Origin of the sequence: Microvirga soli (assembly GCF_016734765.1) — a bacterium.
Classification (GTDB): domain Bacteria; phylum Pseudomonadota; class Alphaproteobacteria; order Rhizobiales; family Beijerinckiaceae; genus Microvirga; species Microvirga soli.
Map to the genome: position 1 here is coordinate 88754 of NZ_JAERQE010000001.1, position 23874 is coordinate 112627.

Below are 23874 nucleotides of genomic sequence, written 5' to 3' on the forward strand. Positions count from 1 at the left end.
AGCGTCCTCAACGCTCGTGGAATGATGCCGCCATGGCGGAATAGATTGGCTTCAACAGGTACTGCAGCACGGTCTTGTTGCCGGTCGTGATGTCGGCCTGAACCGTCATGCCGGGCACGAGTTGCGCCTTGCTGGGATCACGGCCCACATGCTGCTGCTTGAGCGCGACACGCACGCGGTAATGGGGCTGGCGCTGCTCATCGAGGAACGTGCCGGCCGAGACGCGCTCCACGACGCCATCGACGGCACCGTAGCGCGCATAATCGAAGGCCTGCACCTTGACGTGAACGGGTTGACCGACTTCGATGAACCCGATATCGCGCGGCATGATCCGCACATCCGCAACCAGCGGCGCATCCTGCGGCATCACCTCGGCGATCAATCCGCCAGGCGGCAGGACCGTACCGGGACGGTGAACGGCGAGCCCGCGCAGGACGCCGGGAGCGGGCGCACGCAGCAGCGTCCGTTCCGCTCGATCCTCCAGCTTGCGGAGAGCTTCCGCCGTCTCGGCAATGTCCAGCGCCACACGCGCAGCCTCCTGCCGGGCCTCGTCCACGGCGGCCGACTGCATCTCTGAAATGCGGGCCTCGGCCTCGGCAAGGCTGCGCAGGGCCGTGGCATGCTGACCGCTCAACCGCTCACGCTCGGCCTTCGCGCTCATCAGCAGACGTTGAGCCTCCAGAACGGCGAGCCGTGTGGTCAATCCGTTCCGGGCAAGCTCCTCGCGGATGCCGAGCTCCTTGGCGTGAAGCGCCACCTGCTCCTGCACGGCGGAGATCTGCCCGGACAGGGTTGCGATCTCGCTGCGCCGCTGCGCCACCTGTTCGTGAAGCACAGCGATCCGATCGCTCAAGGACCGCAGGCGCGCGTCCAATGCTGCGCGCTGCGGCCCCATGAAGAGGCTGGTTGTCAGGGATGGCATTGCGCTGCCCTCCCCGCTTGCGTCGGCGACGGCAATGCTCGCCGTCGCTTCACGACCACGCAGTTCCATGGCCATGACGTTGCCTTCTGCCGCGGCAGTCAGACGCTGCGACTGCAGTTGCAGGGATTCGAGGCGAAGCCGCGCCTGCGACAGTTCGGCCTGGGCGGCCGCATCGTTCATGCGCAGCAGGGGCTGGCCGGCTTCGACCACGTCGCCTTCGTGGACCAGCACCTCCGTGACGATGCCGCCTTCGAAATGCTGAACCGGCGCCGGCGCGACCGTCGGCGCAAGATCGCCGACGCCGAGGGCCACCTCCGGCACGTGAGTGAGCGCAGCCCAGGAGAGGGCTGCGGCCACCAGCAGGCCGGTGCCCAGAACGACGGCGCGTTCCAGGCTGTGGATGCGCAGTTCCTCCAGGGCGAGCACATGGCTGTCGGGCCGTGGCTGTCGACTGGCGCGAGGCAGAGGTGCCAGGATGGGTTGCTTTTCAACCATCGGCAGGGTCTCAGCCTCGGGGGCGGATGGTGCGGCGGTGCTCATCAACCAACTCTGGAACTGTTAGCAGCGGAAAGATTTGCGAAGGCAGCATTCGCCAGTGGTGCGCCCACCGGCTTGCGTGTCGGACGAGGCCCGGAGGGCGAAGGCTGATCCACCTCTTCCACCTGCCCGTCGCGCAGGCGCAGGACGCGATCGGCGAGCCGGATATGGCTCGGCCTGTGCGTTGCCATGAGGATCGTGCAGCGTCCCCGGTGGGAGGCGATGACATCAGTAAAAGCCTTGGCGCAGGCGTCGTCCAGTCCGGCGACCGGTTCGTCGAGGAGCAGGATGGGTGCCTCGCGCAGCAAGGCGCTGGCGAGCGCGATCCGTTGCAGGATGCTGCGGGGCAGACGACCGCTGTGGTTGTCGCCGACCCGTGTATCGAAGCCCTGCGGCAGAGCCTCGATGGCTTCCAGCACACCGGCTTCGGCAGCGGCCGCGCGCAGTTGCACATCGGAAGCGCTGGGCCGGGCCAGACGCAGGTTCTGGGCGATCGTGCCGTAGAGCAGCCCTGGCGATTGCGGCACCCAGCCGATGCTGCGCCGGAGAACGGCCGGATTGAAGGAGCGCACGTCATGCCCGTCGATCCTCACGAGGCCGCCCTGCGGCCGGTAGAGGCCTGCGGTGAGCAGCAGCAGGGTCGACTTGCCCGTGCCCTCCGCACCGGTGACGGCCACCACCTGACCGGGCTGGATGGCGAAGCTGGCGCCTGCCAGAACGGGCTCGGATTGAGGCAGATAGCGCAGGGTCACGCGGTGGAACACGATGGCACCCTGCTCCGGCGGTGCCATGCGGGCCTCGAGCGGCGGCGGCCGCTCCGTTTCAAGCGCCATCAATCCGTCCACCTGCCGGATCGACGCCTGGGTCTGCTCCCAACGCGAGAGCATCAGGAAGCATGTCTGCATGGGACCCAGAACCCGCCAGATCAGCATCATGCCGGCGATCAGCGCGCCTGCGGTCATTGCGCCGGACAGGACCGAGAGCACACCCATGACCACCGCGGCCAGGCCCGACAGGGTGACCAGCGCCTGGCTTGCAGCGAGAACCGAACCGGTCAGGGTACCGACGCGTGCGGAGGCCACGGCCGCTGCCGCGGAGGCCGCGGTGTAACGGTCGATCCAGCGCTCTTCCGCTCCTCCGAGCTTCAAGGTGCGCACCGTCTCCAGCGCCTCGACAGCCAAGGCTTCCCGCGCCTGGTTGGCGCGGGCGGCTCGATCGATGGCAAGGCGCATGGACCCGCGCGATATCCAGAACAGAAGCACGAAGCCGATGGCGGTCCCGACCGGCACGAGCGCGATCCACCCGCCGAGAACCATCATCAGCACCACGACGAGAATCGTGAACGGCAAGTCGAGAAGGGCGACGGCGAAACTGCCGGTCAAGAACTCGCGGATGGCCGCGAAATCACGCAGGCGGGAGACCTGGGATGCAGTGCCGGCGCGCTCCACAAGTGCTGTCGGCAGGGACAGCAATTGCGTGAAGACGGCGCTCGGAACCAGCCGGTCCAGTCGCTCCGCGATGCGCAGCAGCGCGCGCTGGCGGATGACGCGGAAAAGCACCTCCAACCCGACCGCGGCGGCAACGCCCACGATGAGCATGGGCAGCGTCTCCGGGCTGTAGCCGGCAACCACCGTGTCGAAGACCGCCATGGTGAAGATCGGAACCGCAAGCCCGAGCACAGCCATCAACCCGCTGATCGCGAGCAGGGGCGGCAGTGCGCCCTGAAAGCGCCGCGCGATGCCGCTGAACCAATTCTGGCGCGGTGATCCGATGGTCGTGTCGGCGGCCAGGATCAAGGTTCCGCGCAGCTTCTCCGGCGCACAGGGCTTCACGTCACCCGTAGCGCCGTCGAACACCAGAACCTGTCCGGACTCGTCGCGATAGACGACGGCGGCAGCTTTTCCCGGCGGCAGCAGGATGGCCGGCAGGCACCGCAGGTCGAGACCTCCCCGCTTGAGGCCCTGCATCCTGGTAGGATAGCCGAGAAACGCCAGCGTGTTGCGCAGATCGGTGAGATCGATGTCGGGCTTCGCGTGCGGAAGAGCTGAAAGGAGATCGTCCGCGCAGCCGGACCATTCCATCAGCCACAGCCAAACCGGCAGGCAGCGGGCAAGGTCGGACGAAGCCAGCAGATCCTCCGACACATGCACCGGAGCCTTGGGGGCGCAATCCATGATGAGGCTCATGACACGCGCTCCAACGAGCCGCCGCGAATTGCGAACACCCGGTCGGCAATGCCGAGCGTCGAGGGGCGATGCGTGACGATGATGACCGTGACCTTGCCGCGCAGCCCCGCCAGGAGCTGGGCGAGGCGGGCATCGCTGTCGCCGTCGATCTGGGATGTGATGTCGTCGAGCAGCAGGATGCGCGGCTCCTCGATCAAGGCACGCACGACGGCAATGCGCTGAGCCGCGCCGCGCGGCAGAGGCGTGGCCGAAACACCGACGGGCGTATGCCAGTCACCCGGCAATGCGCTGGCCACCTGGTCCAAGCCCAGCTGCGTCGCGAGGCGCAGAGCTGCCGCCTCCAGGTGAGGCTGATGCATCGTGAGGTTCTGCAGGAGCGTGCCGCGCACCAGTGCCGGATCGGGCGGCACCAGGGCGACCTGTCGCCGCGCCGGTCCGATTTCGACCTGTGCGAGGTCCTGCCCGTCGATGGTGACGTGGCCTTCGGTCGGCTGCAGGTCTCCGGCGATCAGCCGCAGCATGGCCGAGCGGCCGGAGCCGTTGGCGCCGGTCACGCCGATGATCTCGCCGGGCTTGGCCTCCAGGGTCAAACCATCGAACAGACAATCCGTGTGGGGAGGGTTGCGCAGCCTGACGTTGTCGAGAACCACATGGCCATTGGACACATGAAGCGCCGGCCGGTCGAGATGCCGCTCCTGGGGGAGCAGGGCAATTTCCGCGACACGTCTCCGGCTCTCGGCGAGCGACTGGAGACGCGACCAGAGAGCAACACCACCGAGCAGGGGCTGCATCGTACGGCCCACCAGCATGGTGCATGCGCCCAGACCGCCGACGCTGAGCTGACCATTGAGCACCATGTGGCAGCCGAAGGCCGCCACGCCGATGGTGGCGGCCTGGGCCAGCAGCTGCCCGCCCTCCTGCCCGGCCGAGATGGCCTGCGCCAGGGTCCGGCGCATCTGCGCGGAGCCGCCCTGCAGGCGCTCATAGCGGCGCTCGAGCAGGGGCTCGGCGCCGAGGACCTTCATCGGGTGAATGCAGCTCAGGGTATCGAACAGGAAGTTGAAGCGGCGCTCCTCAGCGAGCGCGAGGTTCTGCGCGGCGCGGCGTACGCGCCGGCCCGTCAAGGCCGCGAGCAGAGCGACACAGAAAAGCAAAGTCAGCGGCACCAGCACGAGCGAGCCGGCGAGGTACCAGATCCCCACCAGATAAAGCAGAGCGAAAGGCAGATCGAGCATGGCCTGCAAGGCCGGGCCGGACCAGGCCTCACGCTGGGTGCCGATGGCGGAGAGACGCTCCGCGTAATAGCCGTTTCCGTTGGCTTCCAGGGCCGAGAGGGGAGCGTGGAGCAGGCACTCCATGGCCTGGCGATGCGCCTGCGCCTCCGAGGCTGCGGCCATTCGGGCGAGAAGCCTGCCGCGCACATGCCGAAGCAGCGCCTCCAGCAGAATGGCCAGGGCCACCGTGATGGCGAGAACGACCAGGGTGCCAGTCGCCTTGTTGGGCAGAATCCGATCGTAGACCTGCAGCAGGGCCGCAGGCAGCGCCAGGGCGAGCAGCGTGATCAGCAGCGTCGCCTCGAGCACCGGCATGAAGAAGGCGATGCCGAAGCGGCCGATCAGCGCCCTGAAGGGGCGCGTCAGCCATGGGCCCGAGGATGCCGCCAAGGCCTCGGATGCGGCAGCAGACCTGTTCATAACGCTACCTTTGGCCGTTCGGCCTTGGGGATGCAGAAGCTTCAAAATTTTGGGGGGAGCATACCGGGCTTTCACCGGTATGGCGGGGCGGCATCATGCCTTTGGACGCGCATCGCTTAAGTGCGCCGGCCAACCCGCCATGGATATGGCTTATCGCTATGTTGAACTTTCACAATACTGCCGGAAAAGTCAATAAATGCCTACGCTCAGCCTGTCTTACCCTTGGGTAAAGTTAACGGAACCTGCATCCATCCTTGAGCAGATCTCATGTAATACTATCAGGAACATGACCCGCCCACCGTCGGATGCAGGCCTGCTGCTTGAGGGATGGGGTCATGGCGATCCTTGTAGCAAGACCTCTCAATCTGGAATAATCCTTCGTGAGGCGCAGGCACGGTGAACCCGCTCCCCTTTTTGAGGATCTGTCTTGGACTGGGACAAAATCAGATTGTTCTACGAAGTGGTCGATGCCGGGAATTTCACCCGAGCGGGCGAGAAGCTCGGGGTCAACCAGTCATCGGTGAGCCGCCAGATCAGCGCTCTCGAACATGACCTGAAGGTTCCGCTCTTTCATCGGCATCCACGCGGCCTCATCCTGACCGAGCATGGGGAGGTGCTGTTCCGCGCCGCCCAGGACATCCGCCAGCGCCTGGAGGAAACCCGTCAGCGTCTCACGGAAACCAGCGAACGGCCGGCGGGCGACCTCAGGGTCACCGCGACGGTCGGGATCGGGGGCATCTGGCTGGCGCAACGCATCAAGGAATTTCTCGATCTCTACCCGGACGTGCGCGTTCAGCTGATCCTGACGAGCGAAGAGCTGGATCTCGCCATGCGCGAAGCCGACATCGCCATCCGGTTGCGTCTGCCGGCTCAGCCGGATCTGATCCAGCGCCGGCTCTTCACGATTCAGTATCATGCTTATGCGGCCAATACCTACCTGGAGCGCTTCGGGGAGCCTGAGCGGATCGAGGATCTCGACAACCATTCCATCCTCTGTCTGGGAGGCGACCAGCCGGCTTTCATTCTGGATCTGCACCGGCTGAGCCAACTGGGGCGCGGCCCCAAGGATCCGCGCCCGAGCCGTTTCGTGGTGAACGACAGCCTGGCTCTTCGCAAGGCTATCGAGAATGGTGCCGGCATCGGCATGGCGCCGGATTACGCCATGAGCGGCAACCCAGGAGTGAAGCAGGTTCTTCGCGATGTGCAGATGCCGGTTCTCGACAGCTATCTGGTTTACCCTGAGGAGTTGCGCTCCGTCGCACGGGTTCAGGTATTTCGCGATTTCCTCGTTGCGAAGGCGCAGCGGTGGAATTTCTAGTCAGGCCATTCTTTCGGATTACATTCATCGAAGAGGCTTGTGGGAGACTGAACCGAAGCGCAATCTCACTTTCTCCACGATTTGTAGCCTATTGAATTCCTCAAAATCTCTTTCTCAAGAATGAAGCGGATCCGCCCTATGCCACGGTCCTTTCTTGCCGTTCTCGCCATCACCCTCGGACTGCCCTTCCTGATCCTGCTGGCGATCGTCTCTTCTGCGTCAGGCGTCAGCGCAAGCGTTCTCACAAGCGCGCTCGGGCTTGTGATCATGTCGGTTTTTCTGATGCTGGCTGTCTATGAGATCAAGCGGATCGCCGATCTGCCGCCGGATGCCCACTGATCATCGGCACTCACGGGCTTAGGCGGATTCAAGTGCCAATCATGCTTGAGATCCCTCTTCAAGGATTGGGATCTCAAGCAAGTTGAATCAGAATCAAGTTTTCAGGCTGCGGCTCTGGAGCGCTCAGGATGCTCCTCGGCCGTGGCGCGCTGGAGCGCGAGCAGAAGAACGCCGATATCCTCATCAAGGAGACTGATGGCGTTGCGCGCATATTCGCGGAACTCATCACGAACCAGTTCGGCCTCGCCATCCCATGAGAAGTCTTCGTGCTCGGCTTCAAAAAATGCACGAGCGACCAATTCCACCTGGTAATCCATTGTTGCCCCACCGCATCGTTTCGATGTTTGTTTTCAGTTCGAACCTGGGGCGTCAGTACGCTTTAACTTAAGATTTTTATCCGGCGCACCATCAGGGTGCTGTCAGGCTTAGCGCCCGTGCGGACTGATCCGCAACTCGCCACTTGGGCTACCTCCAAAGAGGTAGGGCACGCAGGACTCCCCACGTGCCTCATTCAGGTTCTTGAAAGCCTGAGGCTCTTGAACGAAGCCCTACTCGCCTGGAATCAGGTCCTTGCTCTCCTGCGCCGAGGCAAAGTGGCCGGCTGCCCACATGGCAGCCTGAGTCCTGTTGACCGCCTTCACCTTGCGAAGGATCGCCTTGATGTGAACTTTGACGGTCGCTTCCGCCACCCCGAGTTCACGAGCAATCAGCTTGTTCGAGGATCCTTGAGTCAGGCAACGCAAAATCTGTGCTTCACGCTCCGACAGCTTATTCATGAGAATTGCCGGATCGTTGGCAGGCATGAGGGAAACCGACTGACCGGAACCGCTCGTTTGGCCATTCCGAAGCTGGTCGAGGAGGCTCAGCCCGATTGACCCTGGAATGAAGGTTTCGCCCAGCATCACGAGCTCCAACGCCTTGACGATGGCATGGCGATCCATGGTCGTCGTGCAGAACCCGTCCAAGCCCTCCTTGCAGATCTGCGCGATCTCCTGCGGATCCATGTTGTCCGCGAGAGCCACGACCCGTGCATGAGGATAGTGGTCCTTCAGGTCTTTGATCGTTTGGGCATATTCCGCAGTGGAGCGCCCATCACAGATGAGGAAGAGCACTGGTACCCCTTCCGGAAATGTCGATAGGGTCGACAGGTCGCCGGTTTGTTCCGCGATGTCGAAGCGCGTGCCCGAAAGGATATGACTGATGCCGGTCCGAAGCAGAACGTTCTGGCAGATGAGGACCGTTGTGATGTTCTGGAAAGGATCCTGAGCGATGGGAAGGATTTGCTCTTTGTAGACAATATTATGGCCCATGCTGGCTCTAGCCCCTTGGTCGTGTTCATCAAAGTCGAGGGTCATGGCGCCGCCTATCCAAAATACGCAGGCTAGAACAAAAGGGGCGGGGACCATGTCCGGGAAGCCAATCCGAATGGATCAGGCGTGGCGATAACGAGGGCCTGAAGATTTAGTTCCTCTTCCGCAACGTCACCTAAGAGGTAATCCCTCCTGCTGCAGTGTTCCTGTATATTGTCCCAGTCCAGGTGATATGTTGTCATGTGAAGCTGGACCTTAGCGGCACGATATACTTACATTAGTTCTGGATCGACATCGCATACTTATAATGCTCCGCCTGATTTGGTGACGAACGGCCAAGCAGCCGCACGATTTGCTCTTCCGACACAGCTTTTGAAAACAGGAAGCCCTGCATTTCATCGCAGCCTGCCGTGTCCAGGAAACTCCGCTGCGTTTCCGTCTCGACGCCTTCTGCCGTCACGGTGATTGCCATGGCCTGACCAAGCGCAACGATGGCCCTGATGACGGTGGCCGCTTTGCTGCCCTGTCCCAGGCTCTGGGTAAAAGATCGGTCGATCTTGATCTTGTCGACCTCGAAGCGGTGAAGGTAGCCAAGACTTGAATAGCCGGTTCCGAAGTCATCAAGGGCAATCCGGAAGCCTGCTTCCCGCAGTTTCCGAAGCGCGTCGGTCGTTCTCCTGTCCTCCTCAAGAAGCACACCTTCCGTGACTTCGAGTTCAATGCGTTGAGGATGCGCGCCACATTCATGGACGATGCCGATGAGACGGGCGGCAAAGTCAGACGACCGGAATTGAACAGGCGAGAGATTGACGGAGACGAAGAGATCGGGCCAGCGTCGGGAGGCCATACAGGCCTGGCGCAGAATCCATTCTCCGAGCGGAACGATCAGGCCGGTCTGCTCCGCCACCGGGATGAATTGATTGGGCTGGATATAGCCGCGTGTCGGGTGACGCCAGCGGGCAAGAGCCTCCACGCCCACGACCGAGCCGCCTTGGGAAATCTGCGGCTGATAGGCAACCTCGAGCCCCTCTCCTGTGGCAAGCGCCGCACGGAGATCCTCTTCGATGATCCTGGAGGCGTTGATGGTTTCGTCCATCTGCGGCGTGAAGAGGCGGTAGCAGTTTCGTCCCTCGCCCTTGGCGCGATAAAGCGCGATATCGGCCTTACGCAGGAGTTCGATGCGATCCAGGCCCGCCTCGGGAGCCAGCACCAGCCCGATGCTGACACCGACGAAGACCTGACTGCCGAGAACGTCATAGGGCTGCATGGATGCTGCAAGAATACGCTTGCACAAGGCCTGCGGCGCATCGGTTCCCGACGTGAAGGTCTGTACGATGGCGAATTCGTCTCCGCCCAATCGGGTGATGGTGACATCATCACCCACAAGCGCTGCCAGACGAACCGCGAACTCCTGAATGAGACTGTCGCCTGCATGGTGGCCAAGAGTGTCGTTCACATGCTTGAAGCGATCCAGGTCGAGCATCATGACGGCAACCTGCTCGCTGCCCTGCATCCGGGCGATCGCATGGGTGACCCGATCCTCGAACAAAGCGCGATTGGGCAGGCCTGTCAGCACGTCATGGAACGCAAGGTGGTGGGCCTGCGCCTCGCTCGCTTGCAGCTCGAGAACCGTTCTCTCCAATGCCGCCGTGGACTGCCTCAAACGGCGAACCAAAGCGCCGAGCAGGAGAAGGATCATGGCGGCGGCAGCTGCCATCACCGGACCGACCGACTTGAGGAAGCGGTCACCCGGCAGCTCCGGGTTCCAGATGAAGTACCCGATGAGATGGCCGACATCGGATTTGACCGGCACCGAAACCTCACCCAGCTCGGGAGTGTCGGAATTGGAGAATCGCAGGCCATCGATCAGGTTTTGTTCGGACAGCTGTGCGATGAAGCTTCCATCGAGGAAGCGGATGCTGAGCAGAAGGAACTCCCTTCCATGAGGATAGGGCACGTCCTCGGACTCAGGAATGATCTTCATCACGCTGACGGCTGCCGGCCGGCCATTGAGCTCGAGCAGATGGGCATCGTGAACGGCCCGGCCGGTCTTCAGGTAGGATGCATTCGCGAGCTCCGCGACGTGAACCTGGTGAAGGGAACCCGGAGCGCCCCTTACCCCTGCGACAAGATCGCCGACACTTGCTCTGACCCGCTCGTATTCCTGCGCAGGCACACGGGTGGGACCAACGGTTGCGACGAGCGGCTCGTTGCGCTCGTCGAGGATATAGACTTCATCCTGTCCGAAGGTCTTGTTGAGCCAGACGCCGAAATTGGCGTCGATCCATTTGAGATCGAGAGAGCGCTTGTTGAGCTCCACAACGGCATCATCCCAGATGGCGACCATTTCCTGCTGCTGGGCGAGTTCCTGAACAGCCGCCCGTATGCTGGCCTCCGTTGTCCGGAGCTGACGTTCGGCGGAGATGTCATTGCTCCTGTCGACAGCCCAGAGGATTGCACCCGCGCCCATGGACAGGGTCGCAAAGGCAACCAGGACAACCGGCAACAGAACGCTGCGGACAAAGGGCCGTTCTGCGCGGTAGGACGACAGAAAGATACTCAACATGGCCGCACCGGAACGCCTCCGGATTTCGACCGTACAGCGGCACGCCGAACGACCGACCTGGGGCAAATGGATTTTGGGAACGAACCTGCCGGACTCTCACCGGCCTGACAGGAGGGCATCATGCCTTTGAGCAGCGCATGAACTCGGGCGCGAACTCAACCTGCCACAGGGGCTGTGCTAACGATGATAGTTCCTATGCCCCGCTTCAAAAATCAACGAAAGAATTCACCCGACCGTATGCTTCTGCATTTAAAGTTAATCATTCATTCCAAATGAAAATTCCGCAGGGGAAATACAAAAGAACCAGCAGTACTATTGGCGGATTGGAGAGAGGAATATTGATGACCCCATCAGCCACTTAGGCCCGAGAAATCATTCCGGCTGCGCATGGTCTTCCAAGGCTTGGATCAATTCCAAACATTTCTCGGCCACGATGGCCGAGACCTTGGGGTCCCCATGATGATGGCGCATGGCGACAGCGTTGGCCTGTTCGAAAAGATCGGTCAGGTTGCCGGAGATGAAGGGGCGTGAGCTCGGGAAATCAAAGCCCCTGCCCTCAGACCGGGATTTAGCTTTTGATGGGCGCTTGGGCTCAAAAAGGCTCAGCACCTCGCACCTGTCAGCGATCTTCTTGAGATCCTTGAAGGCGATGATCTCGGCCATGTTCTACTCCTACGCAACGAACTTGCCCGTGGTCTTAACGCTTTTCCGGCGAAAAGGTCATGCGCCGTCCCTTGAAATTATGGGGTTAAAGGCAGCCATTCCACTTCATAATCACAAGGGTCGGGCTCCCTGCCCTACTCTTCCGAGGTAGCGGACGATGTTGCGTTCCGGAGCATGCCGTCGAGGGAGAGAAACGCTCTAACGCGTCAGCGCTCCCAGGAATGCCGGGGTCCAACGGGCCGCCTTGCTCCGTCGATGCTCAAGGCACCTGGGCCGGTGAAGACGAGCAGGAGAAACACGAAGCAAAACAGAATGGACGCATCCCCACCGTTCAGGACTGGATAGACGCTCTGCGGAGCGTGGAACATCCAGTACGCCACAGCCATCTCGCCGGCGAGCACGAAGGCAACAGGTCTGGTGAACAACCCTACCAGGATCAGGAGACCGCCGACGAGTTCCAGGAGCGCCCCAATGCCGAACAATGACATCAAGGGCGGCGTGCCGCTCTCGGAAGGCGCCGGGAAGCCGAACAGCTTCTGCGTCCCATGCTCGATGAAGAGCAGCGCCGTGACGATCCTTAAGACGGCCAGGGCGTAGGGCGACCAGCGATCGAGAGTGGACGACATCTGAGAGAGTTCCTTCTGAGCACCGCCTGCCACGACGGATCAAAGTCTTATGCCGCCCATATAAAGCGCAAGATCGGGAGGAGAAGCCCGTTTGGCGTGACGTTCCGCTTCGACACTCGTCGACGGCAAATACGAGCGTTCCACGTGAAACTCACGTTAAATTGACGCCCGTCGGACCTTTCTCATCGGCATCAAACCTTGTCTGCCGGAGGTTTCCTGTCAGCTTCTTGCGTCTGACGAACGGAGGCGGGGATGAATCGAAAGCTTCTTGGTGCTCTCGCGGCTGTCGTATCGGGCCTGTGGCTCTGCCCGGCGGGCGCCCAAGCGGAGACCGAGGTCGATGTCGCGCTGGTGCTGGCCGTCGATGTGTCACGTTCCATGGATCCGGACGAGCAGGAACTTCAGCGCCAAGGCTTCATGGAGGCCTTCCGCTCCCCGCAGGTGCATGATGCCATCCGCAACGGCATGGTGGGGAGGATCATCGTCACCTATGTGGAATGGTCCGGCGTGGAGTATCAGAACGTCGTCGTTCCCTGGACCATCATCGAGGGCCCTGAGGGAGCCCTGAAATTTGCCGAAGGACTGAGCAGCACCCCCATCGGCCGCATCCGTCGAACATCGATTTCCGGTGCCATCGATTTTGGCGTGAAGCTTCTGGAGCAGACCGGCGTCGAACCAATCCGCAAGGTCATCGACATTTCCGGTGACGGTCCCAACAGCAGCGGACGGGGCGTCGCGGCGGCACGAGACGAGGCCGTCGCCAAGGGCGTCACCATCAACGGCCTTCCCATCATGCTCAAGCGGCCGAGCGGCTTCGGCGACATGGAGCATCTCGACCTCTACTACAAGAACTGCGTCATCGGCGGCGAGGGATCGTTCATCGTGCCGGTGCGGGAAAGTCAGCAATTCGCCGATGCGATCCGGACAAAGATCATCCGCGAGATCGCGGCATTGCCTCAGGCGCCGATGATTCAGAAAGTTCAGGCAGAGCCCTCGGTGAGTTGCACCGAAGGCGAGCAGCGCATGTACCGCTGGGACCGCAACTGAGGCGGTCCCAAGGCTGTTGTCGGCATCACTCCAAGGTGATGTTGGCTGTCCTGATCACTTTCTCCCACTTGGCGCCTTCTTCCTGGATGTAGGCGGCCATCTCGGAGGGCGAACTCTGGAGCACGTCGATCCCGGCACCGGTGAGTTTGTCGCGGATATTCTGTCTCGCAACGACCTGCCGGTACGTGTCATTGAGCTTGGCGACGATCTCAGGCGACAGGCGGGCCGGGCCGACGAAGCCCTGCCAGGCCCAGGCCTCGAAGCCTGGGAAATCGGCCGCCACGGGCGGCACCCCCGGCAGGCCGGCAAACTCCTTCGGAGAGGCCACCGCGATGGCCTTGATGGGACCGGAGAGCTGCGAGCGGGCCGTTGCGAAGTCGATGAACATCATGTCCACCTGCCCTGCCACCAGATCCTGCACGGCCGGAGCGGCGCCCCGATACGGCACATGGGTGAGCTTGATGCCGGCGCCTTGCGACAGGAGCTCCGTCGCCAGGTGGAACGGGCTGCCCAGGCCGGGAGTGGCATAGTTGATCCGCCCGGGCGCCTTCTTCGCCTCGGCAATCAATTCCTGAATGGAGTTCACCGCCAGCTTGTTGGTGTTGACCAGCAGCACGAGCGCGAAGCGGCCCGTCAGCGAGATCGGGCTGAAATCCTTGTACGGGTCGAAGGAGAGCTTGCGATAGAGGGAGCGGTTCGTCGCGAAGGTGGCCGAATCCCCTAAGAGCAGCGTGTAGCCGTCAGGCTCGGCCCTGGCGACGGCCTCGGCCCCGATATTGGTGCCTGCGCCCGGCTTGTTCTCGACGACGAACTGCTGCCCCAGTTGCTCTCCCATGGCGCCGAAGACGAGGCGCGCGAAGAAATCCGTTCCGCCGCCGGCCGCATAGGGGACGGTGACCCGGACGGGCCGCGTCGGATAATCTGCTTGTGCCAAGGCCCGCCATGGCGACAGGGCCGAGGCTGCGGACGCGGCGGCCATCGTCATAAGAAGGTTGCGGCGGGTCTGGCTCATGGCTTTCTCCAGGATCGTGTTTGCGGTTCGTCGCATGGCAGGACATAGGGAGAGCGCCTGCCGGGACCAGAGCCATATCGGGCAAGGAGCGCCGGATCGTATTGGGTCAGTCGATCAGCGATGCCTTCATCCTGCCTTCATCTTGGCAGTGGCATCTGCCTGAAACGACCCTAGAATGGGTGTCGGTCCTCATCCGGACCGGTGAGGATTCCGTGAAGCGTCCTCGAAGAGCCACGCAAGGAAGTGATTAGCCCCGATGGTGACTGCCCGTATCCCGACGACACCGTTTTCCGATCAGCGCCCCGGCACATCGGGCCTGCGCAAGAAAGTCACCGTCTTCCAGCAGCCCCGGTATGTGGAGAATTTCGTCCAAGCGATCTTCGACAATGTCGAGGGGGCGCAAGGCTCGACGCTGGTGATCGGCGGCGACGGGCGCTACTTCAACGATGTCGTGGTTCAGATCGCCATCAGGATGGCGGCAGCCCATGGCTTCGGCCGCGTTCTCGTTGGGCAGCGGGGACTCCTGTCGACCCCGGCGGCATCCTGCGTGATCCGCAAGCACAAGGCCATTGGCGGGCTTGTTCTCTCCGCCAGCCATAACCCGGGCGGGCCGGACGGCGATTTCGGCATCAAGTTCAACATGGCTCATGGCGGACCGGCGCCGGAATCCTTCACGGAAGCCGTGTTCAAGCGGGCGAGTGCCATCACCGAGTACAAAATCGTCGATGCCCCCGACATCGATCTCAGCCGCATCGGCCCGACCAAGGTGGGGGAGATGAATGTCGAGGTCATCGATCCAGTGGCCGATTATGCGGAGCTGATGGAGCAGCTGATCGACTTCGAGAAGATCGCCGATCTGTTCCGCTCGGGCTTCCGCATGCGTTTCGATGCCCTGAGCGCCATCACCGGTCCTTACGCGAAGGCAATCCTTGAGGGTCGTCTCGGCGCACCGGCAGGCACTGTCGTGAACGGCGAGCCGATGCCCGATTTCGGCGGCCATCATCCCGATCCGAACCCGGTTCATGCCCATGACCTGATGGACCTGATGCTCGGGCCCGACGCGCCCGATTTCGGCGCAGCCTCCGACGGCGACGGCGACCGCAACATGATCGTGGCGCGAGGGCTCTTCGTGACGCCGAGCGACAGCCTCGCGATCCTTGCAAGCCATGCGCATCTCGCGCCGGGCTATGCCAAGGGCCTGGCCGGCGTCGCACGCTCCATGCCGACGAGCCGGGCCGCCGACCGGGTGGCTAAAAAGCTCGGCATCAATTTTTTCGAGACCCCCACAGGCTGGAAGTTCTTCGCCAATCTTCTGGACGCGGGGCTCATCACCCTGTGCGGCGAGGAGAGCGCGGGCACGGGCTCCAACCACATCCGCGAGAAGGACGGGCTCTGGGCCGTGCTGCTCTGGCTCAACATCCTGGCTGTCACGAAAAAACCGGCGGACCAGATCGTGCGTGAGCACTGGGCCATGTTCGGTCGCGACTACTACACGCGCCACGACTACGAGGAGCTCGAGACCGGGCCTGCCAACGAGCTGATGGACGCCTTACGCAAAAAGCTGCCTTCTCTTGCCGGGCAGCGCTTCGGCGGCCTCACGGTCCAGTCCTGCGACGACTTCGCCTATACCGATCCTGTCGATGGGTCCGTGACGCCCAAGCAGGGCATCCGCATCCTCTTCGAGGAGGACGCGCGCGCCGTGTTCCGCCTGTCGGGAACCGGGACCTCGGGCGCGACATTGCGGGTCTATCTGGAACGCTTCGAGCCCGACACCGACAAGCACGATTTGCCGACCGCCGACGTTCTGGCTCCTGTGGTGCAGGCGGCGAACGAGATTGCGGAGATTGCAGCCCGCACGGGGCGCAACGAGCCAAGCGTCATTACCTGATCCCTGCCTGCCCGGGCCTCGGCGATCAATACGTCGCCCAGAGCCCGGGCGTGGCCAGTTCGAGAATGTGCCCGTCGGGATCACGGAAATAGACACTGGTGCCGCCCCGGGGCCAGGTCACCCGGCTCTCGATGGGGATCCCGCGCTCTTCCAGTCTCCGCTCCCAGGCGGCAAGCTCTTCGGCCGCGACTGCAAAGGCCATATGCAGGGGACCTTGCCCGTCATGGCCGGGAATCGTGCCGCCGGGCGTCGTCATGTTCTCGCTCGACCCGCCCCGAAGGAAAACGAGGAGCACGCTGCTGCCACCAATATCGAACGCGCACATGCGCTGGTTGGCCAGCAGCAGCGGCAAGCCGAGGCTGCTCTCATAGAATTCCTTGGCCCGAGCCAGGTCATCGACGTAGAGAGCGGATTCGAGCACGGCGTTCAGCTTCGGCATCGTCAGACCTCGTAGTGTCTAGGGATCTTCCACTTGGCCCCCGCCACTAACCTGTCCAGGCCTTTAAAGTCCCGATGAGGCAGAGAGGCGAAAAATTGGGCAATGATGCTGACCTTTTAAGCTTGAAACCGGCCAGCGCATTCCTTACTTATTGCAGTGCAGCACAGCGATTGGCGTCGCTGCGCTGCAGCCCTTCTAGGGCGTTTCCTCCCTAAACTTCGGGCCGTTGGCAACAACGGCCTTTTTTCTTGCCTGCACAACGGCTTCCGGTCGGGCCGCAAAGCAGGAACCTCGCACTCCTCCGGCGGTTTTCCCATCAGCGGAGCCCGGGAGAGCTTTCATGTCCACTCGTTCAGACAACCCCAACCACACCGACATTCCTCGGGCGCACACGATCAAGCCGATGGATCCTCCGCCTATGAACGAGGGCTCGACCACGGCGCAGCTGAAGGGCGATATCAACAGCGGCCGCACGGGGGACAAGAACGAGGTGTTCGACCCCGGCCTCTCCCCTCTTGGCACGGACGACGAAGCTGGCGGCAACCCGATGAGGCCGGAGCAGGTCGACATCGCCCGGCATCAGGAATCGACGGCGCGCTGGCAGAACGGCAACGACAAGCAAAGCTATGCCCACGGGCATTCGCGAAAGGCGCTTGCCGGCTATGTCGGGTTCATCGCGCTCGTGCTGGTGCTGTTCGTCGGGGCGTTTTCAATCTTCTGACCGGCCTCTATTCCTGTACCGGGGGCTCCAGCTTACGAGGTTGGATGCGAACCCGGCCGTGGCTCACCCCGCCCGGCTGATCCGTGGTTCTGGTGTTTTCCCATCCTTCAGAACGCCAGACCGTCTGCTGCTCGTCGAGGTCCGCCACCCCATCCTGATCTAGAATGCTGACGATCCGGTCCACCTCGGCATCGTCGCATTTTACGATGATGACGGAGCCGCCGCGGATGATGCCTTCGACATAGGCATAGGCGTCCGATCGGGACACGCCGTCATCCTCCAGAAGAGGAGCCAGGTTGTGCGGGGTCGACCAGATGTCGATTGCGCCTCTCGGGATGCCAGCCTGTTCCAGACGGTCTGCTGCGGCCACCGCATGCTGTTCGGTGTGGAAAAGGGAGGTGACAATTTTGGTCATCGGGTCGATCTCCTGCAAGGCTGCGCGGCGTCGAACTCACTTCCGAGGACTGAGGTGGAGAATGGTAAAGCATCAGCCTCCCAACCGGAACGGTCTTTTGGGATTAGCCTGAGGTTCATTTCCTTAGAGCAACAAGCTCAAGCCTTAGGATTTGCGCCAAGGTGAAGTCACGCTGTCCCGAATCACGATTTCCGTTTCCAGGCGGATCCGCTTGGGCGATGGCCGGCCCTGCAGGAGATCGATCAGGGCGGATGCTGCAGCCTGTCCCAATTCCCGACGCGGCTGATGAATCGTGGTCAGCGCTGGTTCGGCCACGGCCGCGAACTCGATGTCATCGAAACCGGCGACCGAGATATCCTCGGGCACTCTAAGCCCGGCGGAGAAAAGGGTACGCATGAGCCCGATGGCCATCTCGTCGCTGGTGCAGAACACGGCGGTCGGGCGGGTGGATCGGCCCACGAGGTCTTGGCCAGCTCTCACGCCCGCCTCGATCGTGTAGTCGCCGGGAATCACGAGCGCCGGATCGAAAGGCAGGCCTGCGGCCTCCAATCCATCCTTGAAGCCTAAGAAGCGCTCGCGCTCGAGGATGTTGTTCGCCGGTCCGCTCACATAGGCGATGCGCCGGTGCCCCAACGAGGCGAGATGCTGCGTCATGCGCGAGGCGGCGGCGCGGTTGTCGATCTCGATCTGAGGAACGTCGGCGCCCGGGATCGCCTCGCACAGAGCCACGAGCGGGATCGAAATCCGGGCAGGCTGCCCCTCCCCTTCCCGGCTCTGACCGAACAGGTGGCCGTTGAGCAGGATGGCGCCATCCACGCGGCCTGCCGCCGTGAAGGCTGCAAAATGCGCTTCCTTCTCGGGCGATCCGTCGAGATCGCTGATGATCATCCCGTAGCCGGCTTCGAAGAGCGTCTCCTCGATGCCGCGCAGGATCTTGGAAAAGAACGTGTTCGACAGATCCGGCAGGACGACCAGAACCATGAAGGTCTTCTGCGACCGTAACGACCGGGCGGCGGGATTGGGCACATATCCGGTCTTGGCGATGGCCTCAAGAACCCGGGCGCGGGCTTCCGGAGACACCCGATCCGGCGTGGCAAGCGCCCGGCTCACCGTGGCGGTCGAGACATCGGCCAACCGGGCGACATCCTGAATTCGCGCGGCACGGATCCGCGTTTCCTCCGGCTCAGCCCTGTCTGCCTGCCCCAAATCGTCCATGGTTCTCCCTCGACTATGGTTCTGTTTGACAGATGCCGCCATTTCGGTAAAGTTGCATGTAATCGATTACATAGGGTGATTGTCGAGCCGTACGATAACCCTACATCGAAAAGAGTCCCGTCAGAGGACTGACTGACAAGCAGGAGGAAATGAATGCCCGCTCCCGTGCCGTCCAGCTGATCCGCCCCGATAGAGACTTCTTGTGACCGCCTTCATGTGACCGAAGGCGAGCGATGTCGCTCATCCGGAGCTGGTGATGGATTCCGTTCTTCGCGCAGAGAACATCTCGAAATCCTTCGGACCCATTGAGGTCCTGAGCGGTATTTCACTGGATCTGAGGCCTGGCGAGGTTCATGCCGTCATCGGCGAGAACGGGGCCGGCAAGTCGACCCTCATGCGCATCCTGTCGGGGCATCTTCCTCCCACAAAGGGGGGCCTGCACCTCAACGGCCAGCCGATCACCTTCTCGGGCCCTGTGGACGCCGAGGCTCATGGCATCGTTCTGGTGCACCAGGAGATCCTGCTCGCTCCGGATCTGACCGTTGCGCAGAACCTTTTTCTGGGCCGCGAGATCAGGCGCTTCGGCTTCGTGGACGACAAGGCCATGCGGGAGCGCGCGCGAGCCATCCTGCGGGAGCTCGGCACAACGATCGACCCTGACCGCGAGGTCAGCCGCCTGTCGATTGCAGACCGCCAGCTCGTCCAGATCGCCCGCGCGCTTCTCGTGCCGCACAAGGTGGTCGCCTTCGACGAACCGACCGCCGTTCTCACGCCGATCGAGGCCGAAAGCCTGTTCGAGATCATCCGCAAGCTGCGCTCGCAGGGCGTGGCGGTGCTCTACATTTCCCATCGCCTCAACGAGGTGAAGGCGGTCGCCGACCGCGTCACCGTGCTGCGGGACGGGCGCCACATCGCGACCCGCGACATCGAGGGGCTGGAGCCTCTCGAGATGGCCCGCCTGATGGTCGGCCGCGACATGTCCAAGCTCTACCCAGAGAAGCCGGAAACCGCTTCCGACCAGATCGTTCTCACCGTGCGCGACATGGCCGTGCCGGGCTATGTGGAAAACGCCTCCTTCACATTGCGCCGCGGCGAGATCCTCGGCTTCGGCGGTCTCATCGGCGCGGGCCGCACGGAGCTGTTCGAAGGCATCGTAGGCCTGCGATCGAGCCAAGGCACCGTCACTCTGGACGACAGGAATGTCCATTTTCGCGACGCCCGGGAAGCGATGGCGGCCGGCATCGTCTATCTGTCGGAGGATCGCAAGGGCAAGGGTTTGCTTCTGCAGCAGAACCTCCGGATCAACCTTTCGCTTGCAGCTCTCGACAAGTTCACGAGCGGCTCCTTCATCGACGTCGGCGCCGAGGAGAAGGCGCTCGACCGAGCGATCAAGGATTTCGACATCCGCACCCGAAGCCGCGACCTGCTGGCAGGCCAGCTCTCCGGTGGCAACCAGCAGAAGCTGCTGCTTGCCAAGATGATGCTGCTGGAGCCGCGGATCGTCATCATCGACGAGCCGACACGGGGTGTCGACATCGGCACCAAGGAGCAGATCTACCGCTTCATCGCGTCGCTTGCAGCGGAAGGCAAGGCCGTCATCGTCATCTCGTCCGAGATGCAGGAGCTGATCGGGCTCTGTCACCGGGTCGTCGTGATGCGCAACGGACGCGTCGTCGGCGAAGTCCCGCAGGCTGATCTGTCGGAAGACGCAATCGTTTATCTCGCCACAGGCGTTCATGAGGAAAGGGCGGCGGAAATCGCCGCGGGCCACGCATGACAGAAACCGTGCTCCCCACCCGCGCCGAAAAGCGCAAGTTCTCCGTCGATATGCGGGCCCTCTCGCCCTTCATCGCGCTGATCGTTCTGATCATCGCGGGCGCGCTGATCAATCCCGACTTCCTGACCGCGTCGAACCTGCTCAATGTGGTGACGCGCTCCGCCTTTATCGCCATCATCGCGGTGGGCGCCACCTTCGTGATCGCCGGCGGGGGGCTCGATCTCTCCGTCGGCTCCATGGCGGCGTTGATCGCCGGCGTCATGATCCTCACCCTGAACAATCTCGGCGGTGGGGACGTGGGCACGCTGGCGGTCGGGCTGCTGGCCGCCATTGCGCTCGGTGCGGCCTGCGGGTTGGCCAATGGTCTCATCGTCACCTTCGGGCGGATAGAACCCTTCATCGTGACGCTGGGCACCATGGGCATCTTCCGCTCTCTGGTCATCTGGCTGGCGGCCGGCGGCACCATCACCATGCGCAATTTCGAGCTGCGCGAACTTTACCGCCCTGTCTATTTCGGCAGCGTCTTCGGCATTCCCTATCCGATCATCGCCTTTCTCGTGGTGGCGGCAGTCGGGGCGCTGATCCTCTACCGCACATCCTTCGGCCGCCATGTGGTGGCGCTGGGCTCCAACGAGGACGTCGCCCGGTATTCGGGCGTGCCGATCTGGCGCGTGCGTACGCTCACCTACATCATCCAGGGCATCTGCGTCGGCATCGCCGTGCTGGTCTATGTGCCGCGCCTCGGTTCGGCCACGCCGACGACGGGCCTGCTGTGGGAGTTGCAGGCCATCACGGCCGTGGTCATCGGCGGCACGGCTCTCAAGGGCGGCATCGGCCGCGTCTGGGGCACGGTGGTCGGCGCGGTGATTCTCGAACTCGTCGCCAATATCATGGTGCTGTCGAACTTCGTCTCCGAGTTCCTCGTGGGAGCGGTTCAGGGTGCCATCATCATTATCGCCATGCTCGTGCAGCGGTCAGTCCACCGCGGGCGATGAAACCGGGCTAAGCCCACCGGAAAAGGGACGAAGGGCTTAAAAGACCAACCCTCCAGGGAGGAATGAGATGAAAGCAACGGTACTGAAATTCGCCCTCGCGGCAGGCCTGATGGCAGGTGTTGCCACCAGCGCGACGGCCCAGCAGAAAAATGTGACGATCGGCGTCTCGATCCCGGCCGCAACCCACGGCTGGACCGGCGGCGTCGTCTACCACGCTCAGGAAACAGCCAAGCAGCTTGAGAAGGGCTATCCCGGTCTGAAGGTCATCGTGAAAACCTCGCCGGACGGCGCCTCGCAGGCGAATGCCCTCGATGATCTCACCTCGCAGAAGGTGGATGCCCTCGTGGTGCTGCCCTTCAACTCCGACGAGTTGACCAACCCCATGCGCGAGATCAAAAAGCGCGGCACCTTTGTCACCATCGTCGACCGCGGCCTTAAGGATCCGTCCATCCAGGACATCTACGTGGCCGGCAACAACCCCGAGTTCGGCCGCGTCGCCGGCAAGTACTTCGTCGACAACCTCAAGCAAGGTAATGTGGTGGTCTTCCGCGGCATTCCGACGGTTATCGACGAGGAGCGCGTCTCCAATTTCGAGAAAGCTCTCGAAGGATCGGGCGTGAAGGTCATCGACAAGCAATACGCCAACTGGAACCGTGACGACGCGTTCAAGGTGATGCAGGACTACCTGTCCAAGCACCCGAAGATCGATGCGGTTTGGGCATCCGATGACGACATGGCGCTCGGCGTCATGGAGGCGATCCGTCAGGCCAAGCGCGAGGACATCAAGTTCGTTCTCGGCGGCGCCGGCATGAAGGACATGATCAAGAAGGTGATGGACGGCGACAAGATGATCCCGGCCGACGTGTCCTACCCGCCGTCGATGATCTCGACCGCCATGGGCGTGACCGCAGCGCATTTCTATACCAATGCCCCCATGCGCGGCACCTACACGCTGAACGCCCAGCTGATCACGAAGGACAACGCCAAGGATCACTACTTCCCGAACTCTCCGTTCTAAGTGGTGTCGCTCTCGCCCCTTCCGGATGGAAGGGGCGAGGCAACGGCAAGCTGTTCGCATTTCGGGCAGCTTTCCATTGCCGGCTTTCTCGCCTTCTCTCACGCCACATCGGGAGTTCACCCATGAAGACCATGAAGGGCCCCGGCCTTTTCCTTGCGCAGTTCGCAGGCGACGAGGCTCCGTTCAACTCGCTCGACGCCATCTGCCGCTGGGCGGCCTCCCTGGGCTACAAAGGTGTGCAGATCCCTACCTGGGATGCGCGTCTCATCGACCTGAAGAAGGCGGCGGAATCCCAAACCTATTGTGACGAGATTTTAGGGCTCGTGCGTTCCCATGGCCTGGAGATCACGGAGCTCTCCACCCACCTGCAGGGCCAGCTCGTGGCGGTTCACCCGGCCTTCGATGAGGCCTTCGACGGATTTGCTGCGCCTGAAGTCCGGGGCAACCCGAAGGCGCGGCAGGAATGGGCCGTCAACCAGATGCTGATGGCGGCCAAGGCCTCGAAGCGTCTGGGCCTGAATGTGAGCGTGTCGTTCTCCGGGGCGTTGGCCTGGCCCTACGTCTATCCGTGGCCGCAGCGTCCCGCCGGCCTCGTCGAGACCGCCTTCGAAGAGCTGGGGCGGCGGTGGCGGCCCATCCTTGACGCCTATGAGGATGCGGGCTGCGACGTGGCCTACGAGATCCATCCCGGCGAAGACATTCACGATGGCGCAACCTTCGAGCGCTTCGTGGACGCGGTGGGCGGACACGCGCGAGCCTGCATCAATTACGACCCGAGCCACTTCCTGCTGCAGCAGCTCGATTACGTCGCTTTCATCGATCTGTATCATGAGCGCATCAAGGCTTTTCACGCCAAGGACGCGGAGTTCAACCCGTCCGGGCGCGTCGGCGTCTATGGCGGCTATGAGAGCTGGATCAACCGGGCTGGCCGCTTCCGCTCGCTCGGCGACGGACAGGTGGATTTCGGCGCGATCTTCTCCAAGCTCGCGCAGTACGACTATGATTCCTGGGCCGTGCTGGAATGGGAATGCGCGCTCAAGCATCCGGAGGATGGAGCACGGGAGGGCGCCGAGTTCATCAACGCGCACATCATTCGCGTGACGGAGAAAGCCTTCGACGATTTCGCCGCCGGCGGAACGGACGAGGCGGCCAACCGCCGGATGCTCGGCATCGGCGCGGCATAAGC

At 62.6% G+C, this 23874-nt stretch carries 21 protein-coding genes; 9 read left to right on the forward strand and 12 right to left on the reverse strand.

The genetic code is table 11. The features are described 5' to 3' along the window. Positions 1-7 precede the first annotated feature (7 nt). The 3 genes from JKL45_RS00400 to JKL45_RS00410 are packed head-to-tail and all read right to left on the reverse strand — an operon-like array spanning position 8 to position 5339. Positions 8-1462: an HlyD family type I secretion periplasmic adaptor subunit gene (locus tag JKL45_RS00400; RefSeq protein ID WP_201859136.1), complete on the reverse strand. Its 1455-nt coding sequence runs from the start codon at positions 1460-1462 to the stop codon at positions 8-10. Then, positions 1462-3645 carry a peptidase domain-containing ABC transporter gene (locus JKL45_RS00405; RefSeq protein ID WP_201859137.1) on the reverse strand — a complete coding sequence of 728 codons (2184 nt, stop codon included), beginning with the start codon at positions 3643-3645 and terminating at the stop codon, positions 1462-1464. Before JKL45_RS00405 ends, JKL45_RS00400 begins: the two co-directional genes overlap by 1 nt. Continuing rightward, positions 3642-5339: a peptidase domain-containing ABC transporter gene (locus JKL45_RS00410; protein ID WP_201859138.1), complete on the reverse strand. Its 1698-nt coding sequence runs from the start codon at positions 5337-5339 to the stop codon at positions 3642-3644. The genes JKL45_RS00405 and JKL45_RS00410 overlap by 4 nt, the downstream gene beginning before the upstream one ends. Before the next feature lie 427 nt (positions 5340-5766). Here JKL45_RS00410 and JKL45_RS00415 point away from each other — a divergent pair, with 427 nt between their 5' ends. Together JKL45_RS00415 and JKL45_RS00420 are read left to right on the forward strand one after the other, a co-directional pair. Next, on the forward strand, positions 5767-6657 hold the full coding sequence (locus tag JKL45_RS00415) for a LysR family transcriptional regulator (protein WP_201859139.1): 891 nt from the start codon (positions 5767-5769) through the stop codon (positions 6655-6657). 138 nt (positions 6658-6795) lie between these two features. After that, complete coding sequence (locus JKL45_RS00420; RefSeq protein WP_201859140.1) at positions 6796-6996, forward strand: hypothetical protein; 201 nt, start codon at positions 6796-6798, stop codon at positions 6994-6996. Positions 6997-7097: 101 nt separating this feature from the next. On the opposite strand, the gene JKL45_RS00425 is transcribed toward JKL45_RS00420, so the two are convergent. The 5 genes from JKL45_RS00425 to JKL45_RS00445 all read right to left on the reverse strand — a co-directional run bounded on the left by JKL45_RS00425 (position 7098) and on the right by JKL45_RS00445 (position 12161). Then, positions 7098-7313, reverse strand: a complete 216-nt coding sequence (locus JKL45_RS00425) for a hypothetical protein (protein ID WP_201859141.1) — start codon at positions 7311-7313, stop codon at positions 7098-7100. Positions 7314-7544: 231 nt separating this feature from the next. Continuing rightward, the gene (locus JKL45_RS00430; RefSeq protein WP_201859142.1) at positions 7545-8306 is read right to left on the reverse strand and encodes a LuxR C-terminal-related transcriptional regulator; all 762 of its coding nucleotides are present in this window, start codon (positions 8304-8306) and stop codon (positions 7545-7547) included. Between the two features lie 277 nt (positions 8307-8583). Next, positions 8584-10872 (reverse strand): bifunctional diguanylate cyclase/phosphodiesterase, encoded by a 2289-nt coding sequence (locus tag JKL45_RS00435; protein ID WP_201859143.1) that lies wholly within the window; start codon positions 10870-10872, stop codon positions 8584-8586. A 372-nt stretch (positions 10873-11244) separates the two neighbouring features. Beyond that, on the reverse strand, positions 11245-11535 hold the full coding sequence (locus tag JKL45_RS00440; protein WP_201859144.1) for a hypothetical protein: 291 nt from the start codon (positions 11533-11535) through the stop codon (positions 11245-11247). 206 nt (positions 11536-11741) lie between these two features. Continuing rightward, positions 11742-12161: a DoxX family protein gene (locus JKL45_RS00445; protein ID WP_201859145.1), complete on the reverse strand. Its 420-nt coding sequence runs from the start codon at positions 12159-12161 to the stop codon at positions 11742-11744. A gap of 252 nt (positions 12162-12413) precedes the next feature. On the opposite strand from JKL45_RS00445, the gene JKL45_RS00450 reads away from it, so the two are divergent. Beyond that, a complete protein-coding gene (locus JKL45_RS00450; RefSeq protein WP_201859146.1) occupies positions 12414-13208 on the forward strand; it encodes a DUF1194 domain-containing protein in 795 nt (264 codons plus the stop codon). A 25-nt stretch (positions 13209-13233) separates the two neighbouring features. Here the strand turns inward: JKL45_RS00450 and JKL45_RS00455 are convergent, their stop codons facing one another. Continuing rightward, entirely contained in the window at positions 13234-14220 is a 987-nt protein-coding gene (locus JKL45_RS00455; protein WP_201859147.1) for a Bug family tripartite tricarboxylate transporter substrate binding protein, read from the reverse strand. Between the two features lie 256 nt (positions 14221-14476). Here JKL45_RS00455 and JKL45_RS00460 point away from each other — a divergent pair, with 256 nt between their 5' ends. Continuing rightward, complete coding sequence (locus JKL45_RS00460) at positions 14477-16108, forward strand: alpha-D-glucose phosphate-specific phosphoglucomutase (RefSeq protein WP_201859148.1); 1632 nt, start codon at positions 14477-14479, stop codon at positions 16106-16108. Positions 16109-16133: 25 nt separating this feature from the next. Here the strand turns inward: JKL45_RS00460 and JKL45_RS00465 are convergent, their stop codons facing one another. Further along, positions 16134-16547, reverse strand: a complete 414-nt coding sequence (locus JKL45_RS00465; RefSeq protein WP_201859149.1) for a VOC family protein — start codon at positions 16545-16547, stop codon at positions 16134-16136. Between the two features lie 340 nt (positions 16548-16887). On the opposite strand from JKL45_RS00465, the gene JKL45_RS00470 reads away from it, so the two are divergent. Further along, on the forward strand, positions 16888-17268 hold the full coding sequence (locus JKL45_RS00470) for a hypothetical protein (RefSeq protein WP_201859150.1): 381 nt from the start codon (positions 16888-16890) through the stop codon (positions 17266-17268). A 7-nt stretch (positions 17269-17275) separates the two neighbouring features. Here the strand turns inward: JKL45_RS00470 and JKL45_RS00475 are convergent, their stop codons facing one another. Then, on the reverse strand, positions 17276-17683 hold the full coding sequence (locus tag JKL45_RS00475) for a hypothetical protein (RefSeq protein ID WP_201859151.1): 408 nt from the start codon (positions 17681-17683) through the stop codon (positions 17276-17278). A gap of 144 nt (positions 17684-17827) precedes the next feature. Beyond that, positions 17828-18898, reverse strand: a complete 1071-nt coding sequence (locus JKL45_RS00480) for a LacI family DNA-binding transcriptional regulator (RefSeq protein WP_201859152.1) — start codon at positions 18896-18898, stop codon at positions 17828-17830. Between the two features lie 256 nt (positions 18899-19154). On the opposite strand from JKL45_RS00480, the gene JKL45_RS00485 reads away from it, so the two are divergent. The 4 genes from JKL45_RS00485 (at position 19155) to JKL45_RS00500 (ending at position 23872) form a co-directional block, all read left to right on the forward strand. Next, positions 19155-20675: a sugar ABC transporter ATP-binding protein gene (locus JKL45_RS00485; RefSeq protein ID WP_201859153.1), complete on the forward strand. Its 1521-nt coding sequence runs from the start codon at positions 19155-19157 to the stop codon at positions 20673-20675. Beyond that, positions 20672-21670, forward strand: a complete 999-nt coding sequence (locus JKL45_RS00490; RefSeq protein ID WP_201859154.1) for an ABC transporter permease — start codon at positions 20672-20674, stop codon at positions 21668-21670. The genes JKL45_RS00485 and JKL45_RS00490 overlap by 4 nt, the downstream gene beginning before the upstream one ends. A gap of 67 nt (positions 21671-21737) precedes the next feature. Then, positions 21738-22688 carry a substrate-binding domain-containing protein gene (locus JKL45_RS00495; RefSeq protein WP_201859155.1) on the forward strand — a complete coding sequence of 317 codons (951 nt, stop codon included), beginning with the start codon at positions 21738-21740 and terminating at the stop codon, positions 22686-22688. Between the two features lie 122 nt (positions 22689-22810). Then, a complete protein-coding gene (locus JKL45_RS00500) occupies positions 22811-23872 on the forward strand; it encodes a sugar phosphate isomerase/epimerase family protein (RefSeq protein ID WP_201859156.1) in 1062 nt (353 codons plus the stop codon). The last annotated feature ends 2 nt before the right edge of the window (positions 23873-23874 follow it).

Excerpts from the sequence above, each read along its gene's own strand:
- JKL45_RS00455 (WP_201859147.1), bottom strand. The coding sequence starts at position 14,220 with ATGAGCCAGACCCGCCGCAACCTTCTTATGACGATGGCCGCCGCGTCC.
- JKL45_RS00450 (WP_201859146.1), top strand. The coding sequence starts at position 12,414 with ATGAATCGAAAGCTTCTTGGTGCTCTCGCGGCTGTCGTATCGGGCCTG.
- JKL45_RS00435 (WP_201859143.1), bottom strand. The coding sequence starts at position 10,872 with ATGTTGAGTATCTTTCTGTCGTCCTACCGCGCAGAACGGCCCTTTGTC.
- JKL45_RS00400 (WP_201859136.1), bottom strand. The coding sequence starts at position 1,462 with ATGAGCACCGCCGCACCATCCGCCCCCGAGGCTGAGACCCTGCCGATG.
- JKL45_RS00495 (WP_201859155.1), top strand. The coding sequence starts at position 21,738 with ATGAAAGCAACGGTACTGAAATTCGCCCTCGCGGCAGGCCTGATGGCA.
- JKL45_RS00490 (WP_201859154.1), top strand. The coding sequence starts at position 20,672 with ATGACAGAAACCGTGCTCCCCACCCGCGCCGAAAAGCGCAAGTTCTCC.
- JKL45_RS00470 (WP_201859150.1), top strand. The coding sequence starts at position 16,888 with ATGTCCACTCGTTCAGACAACCCCAACCACACCGACATTCCTCGGGCG.
- JKL45_RS00405 (WP_201859137.1), bottom strand. The coding sequence starts at position 3,645 with ATGAGCCTCATCATGGATTGCGCCCCCAAGGCTCCGGTGCATGTGTCG.
- JKL45_RS00475 (WP_201859151.1), bottom strand. The coding sequence starts at position 17,683 with ATGACCAAAATTGTCACCTCCCTTTTCCACACCGAACAGCATGCGGTG.
- JKL45_RS00420 (WP_201859140.1), top strand. The coding sequence starts at position 6,796 with ATGCCACGGTCCTTTCTTGCCGTTCTCGCCATCACCCTCGGACTGCCC.
- JKL45_RS00465 (WP_201859149.1), bottom strand. The coding sequence starts at position 16,547 with ATGCCGAAGCTGAACGCCGTGCTCGAATCCGCTCTCTACGTCGATGAC.
- JKL45_RS00480 (WP_201859152.1), bottom strand. The coding sequence starts at position 18,898 with ATGGACGATTTGGGGCAGGCAGACAGGGCTGAGCCGGAGGAAACGCGG.
- JKL45_RS00485 (WP_201859153.1), top strand. The coding sequence starts at position 19,155 with ATGGATTCCGTTCTTCGCGCAGAGAACATCTCGAAATCCTTCGGACCC.
- JKL45_RS00430 (WP_201859142.1), bottom strand. The coding sequence starts at position 8,306 with ATGGGCCATAATATTGTCTACAAAGAGCAAATCCTTCCCATCGCTCAG.
- JKL45_RS00425 (WP_201859141.1), bottom strand. The coding sequence starts at position 7,313 with ATGGATTACCAGGTGGAATTGGTCGCTCGTGCATTTTTTGAAGCCGAG.
- JKL45_RS00440 (WP_201859144.1), bottom strand. The coding sequence starts at position 11,535 with ATGGCCGAGATCATCGCCTTCAAGGATCTCAAGAAGATCGCTGACAGG.
- JKL45_RS00500 (WP_201859156.1), top strand. The coding sequence starts at position 22,811 with ATGAAGACCATGAAGGGCCCCGGCCTTTTCCTTGCGCAGTTCGCAGGC.
- JKL45_RS00445 (WP_201859145.1), bottom strand. The coding sequence starts at position 12,161 with ATGTCGTCCACTCTCGATCGCTGGTCGCCCTACGCCCTGGCCGTCTTA.
- JKL45_RS00410 (WP_201859138.1), bottom strand. The coding sequence starts at position 5,339 with ATGAACAGGTCTGCTGCCGCATCCGAGGCCTTGGCGGCATCCTCGGGC.
- JKL45_RS00460 (WP_201859148.1), top strand. The coding sequence starts at position 14,477 with ATGGTGACTGCCCGTATCCCGACGACACCGTTTTCCGATCAGCGCCCC.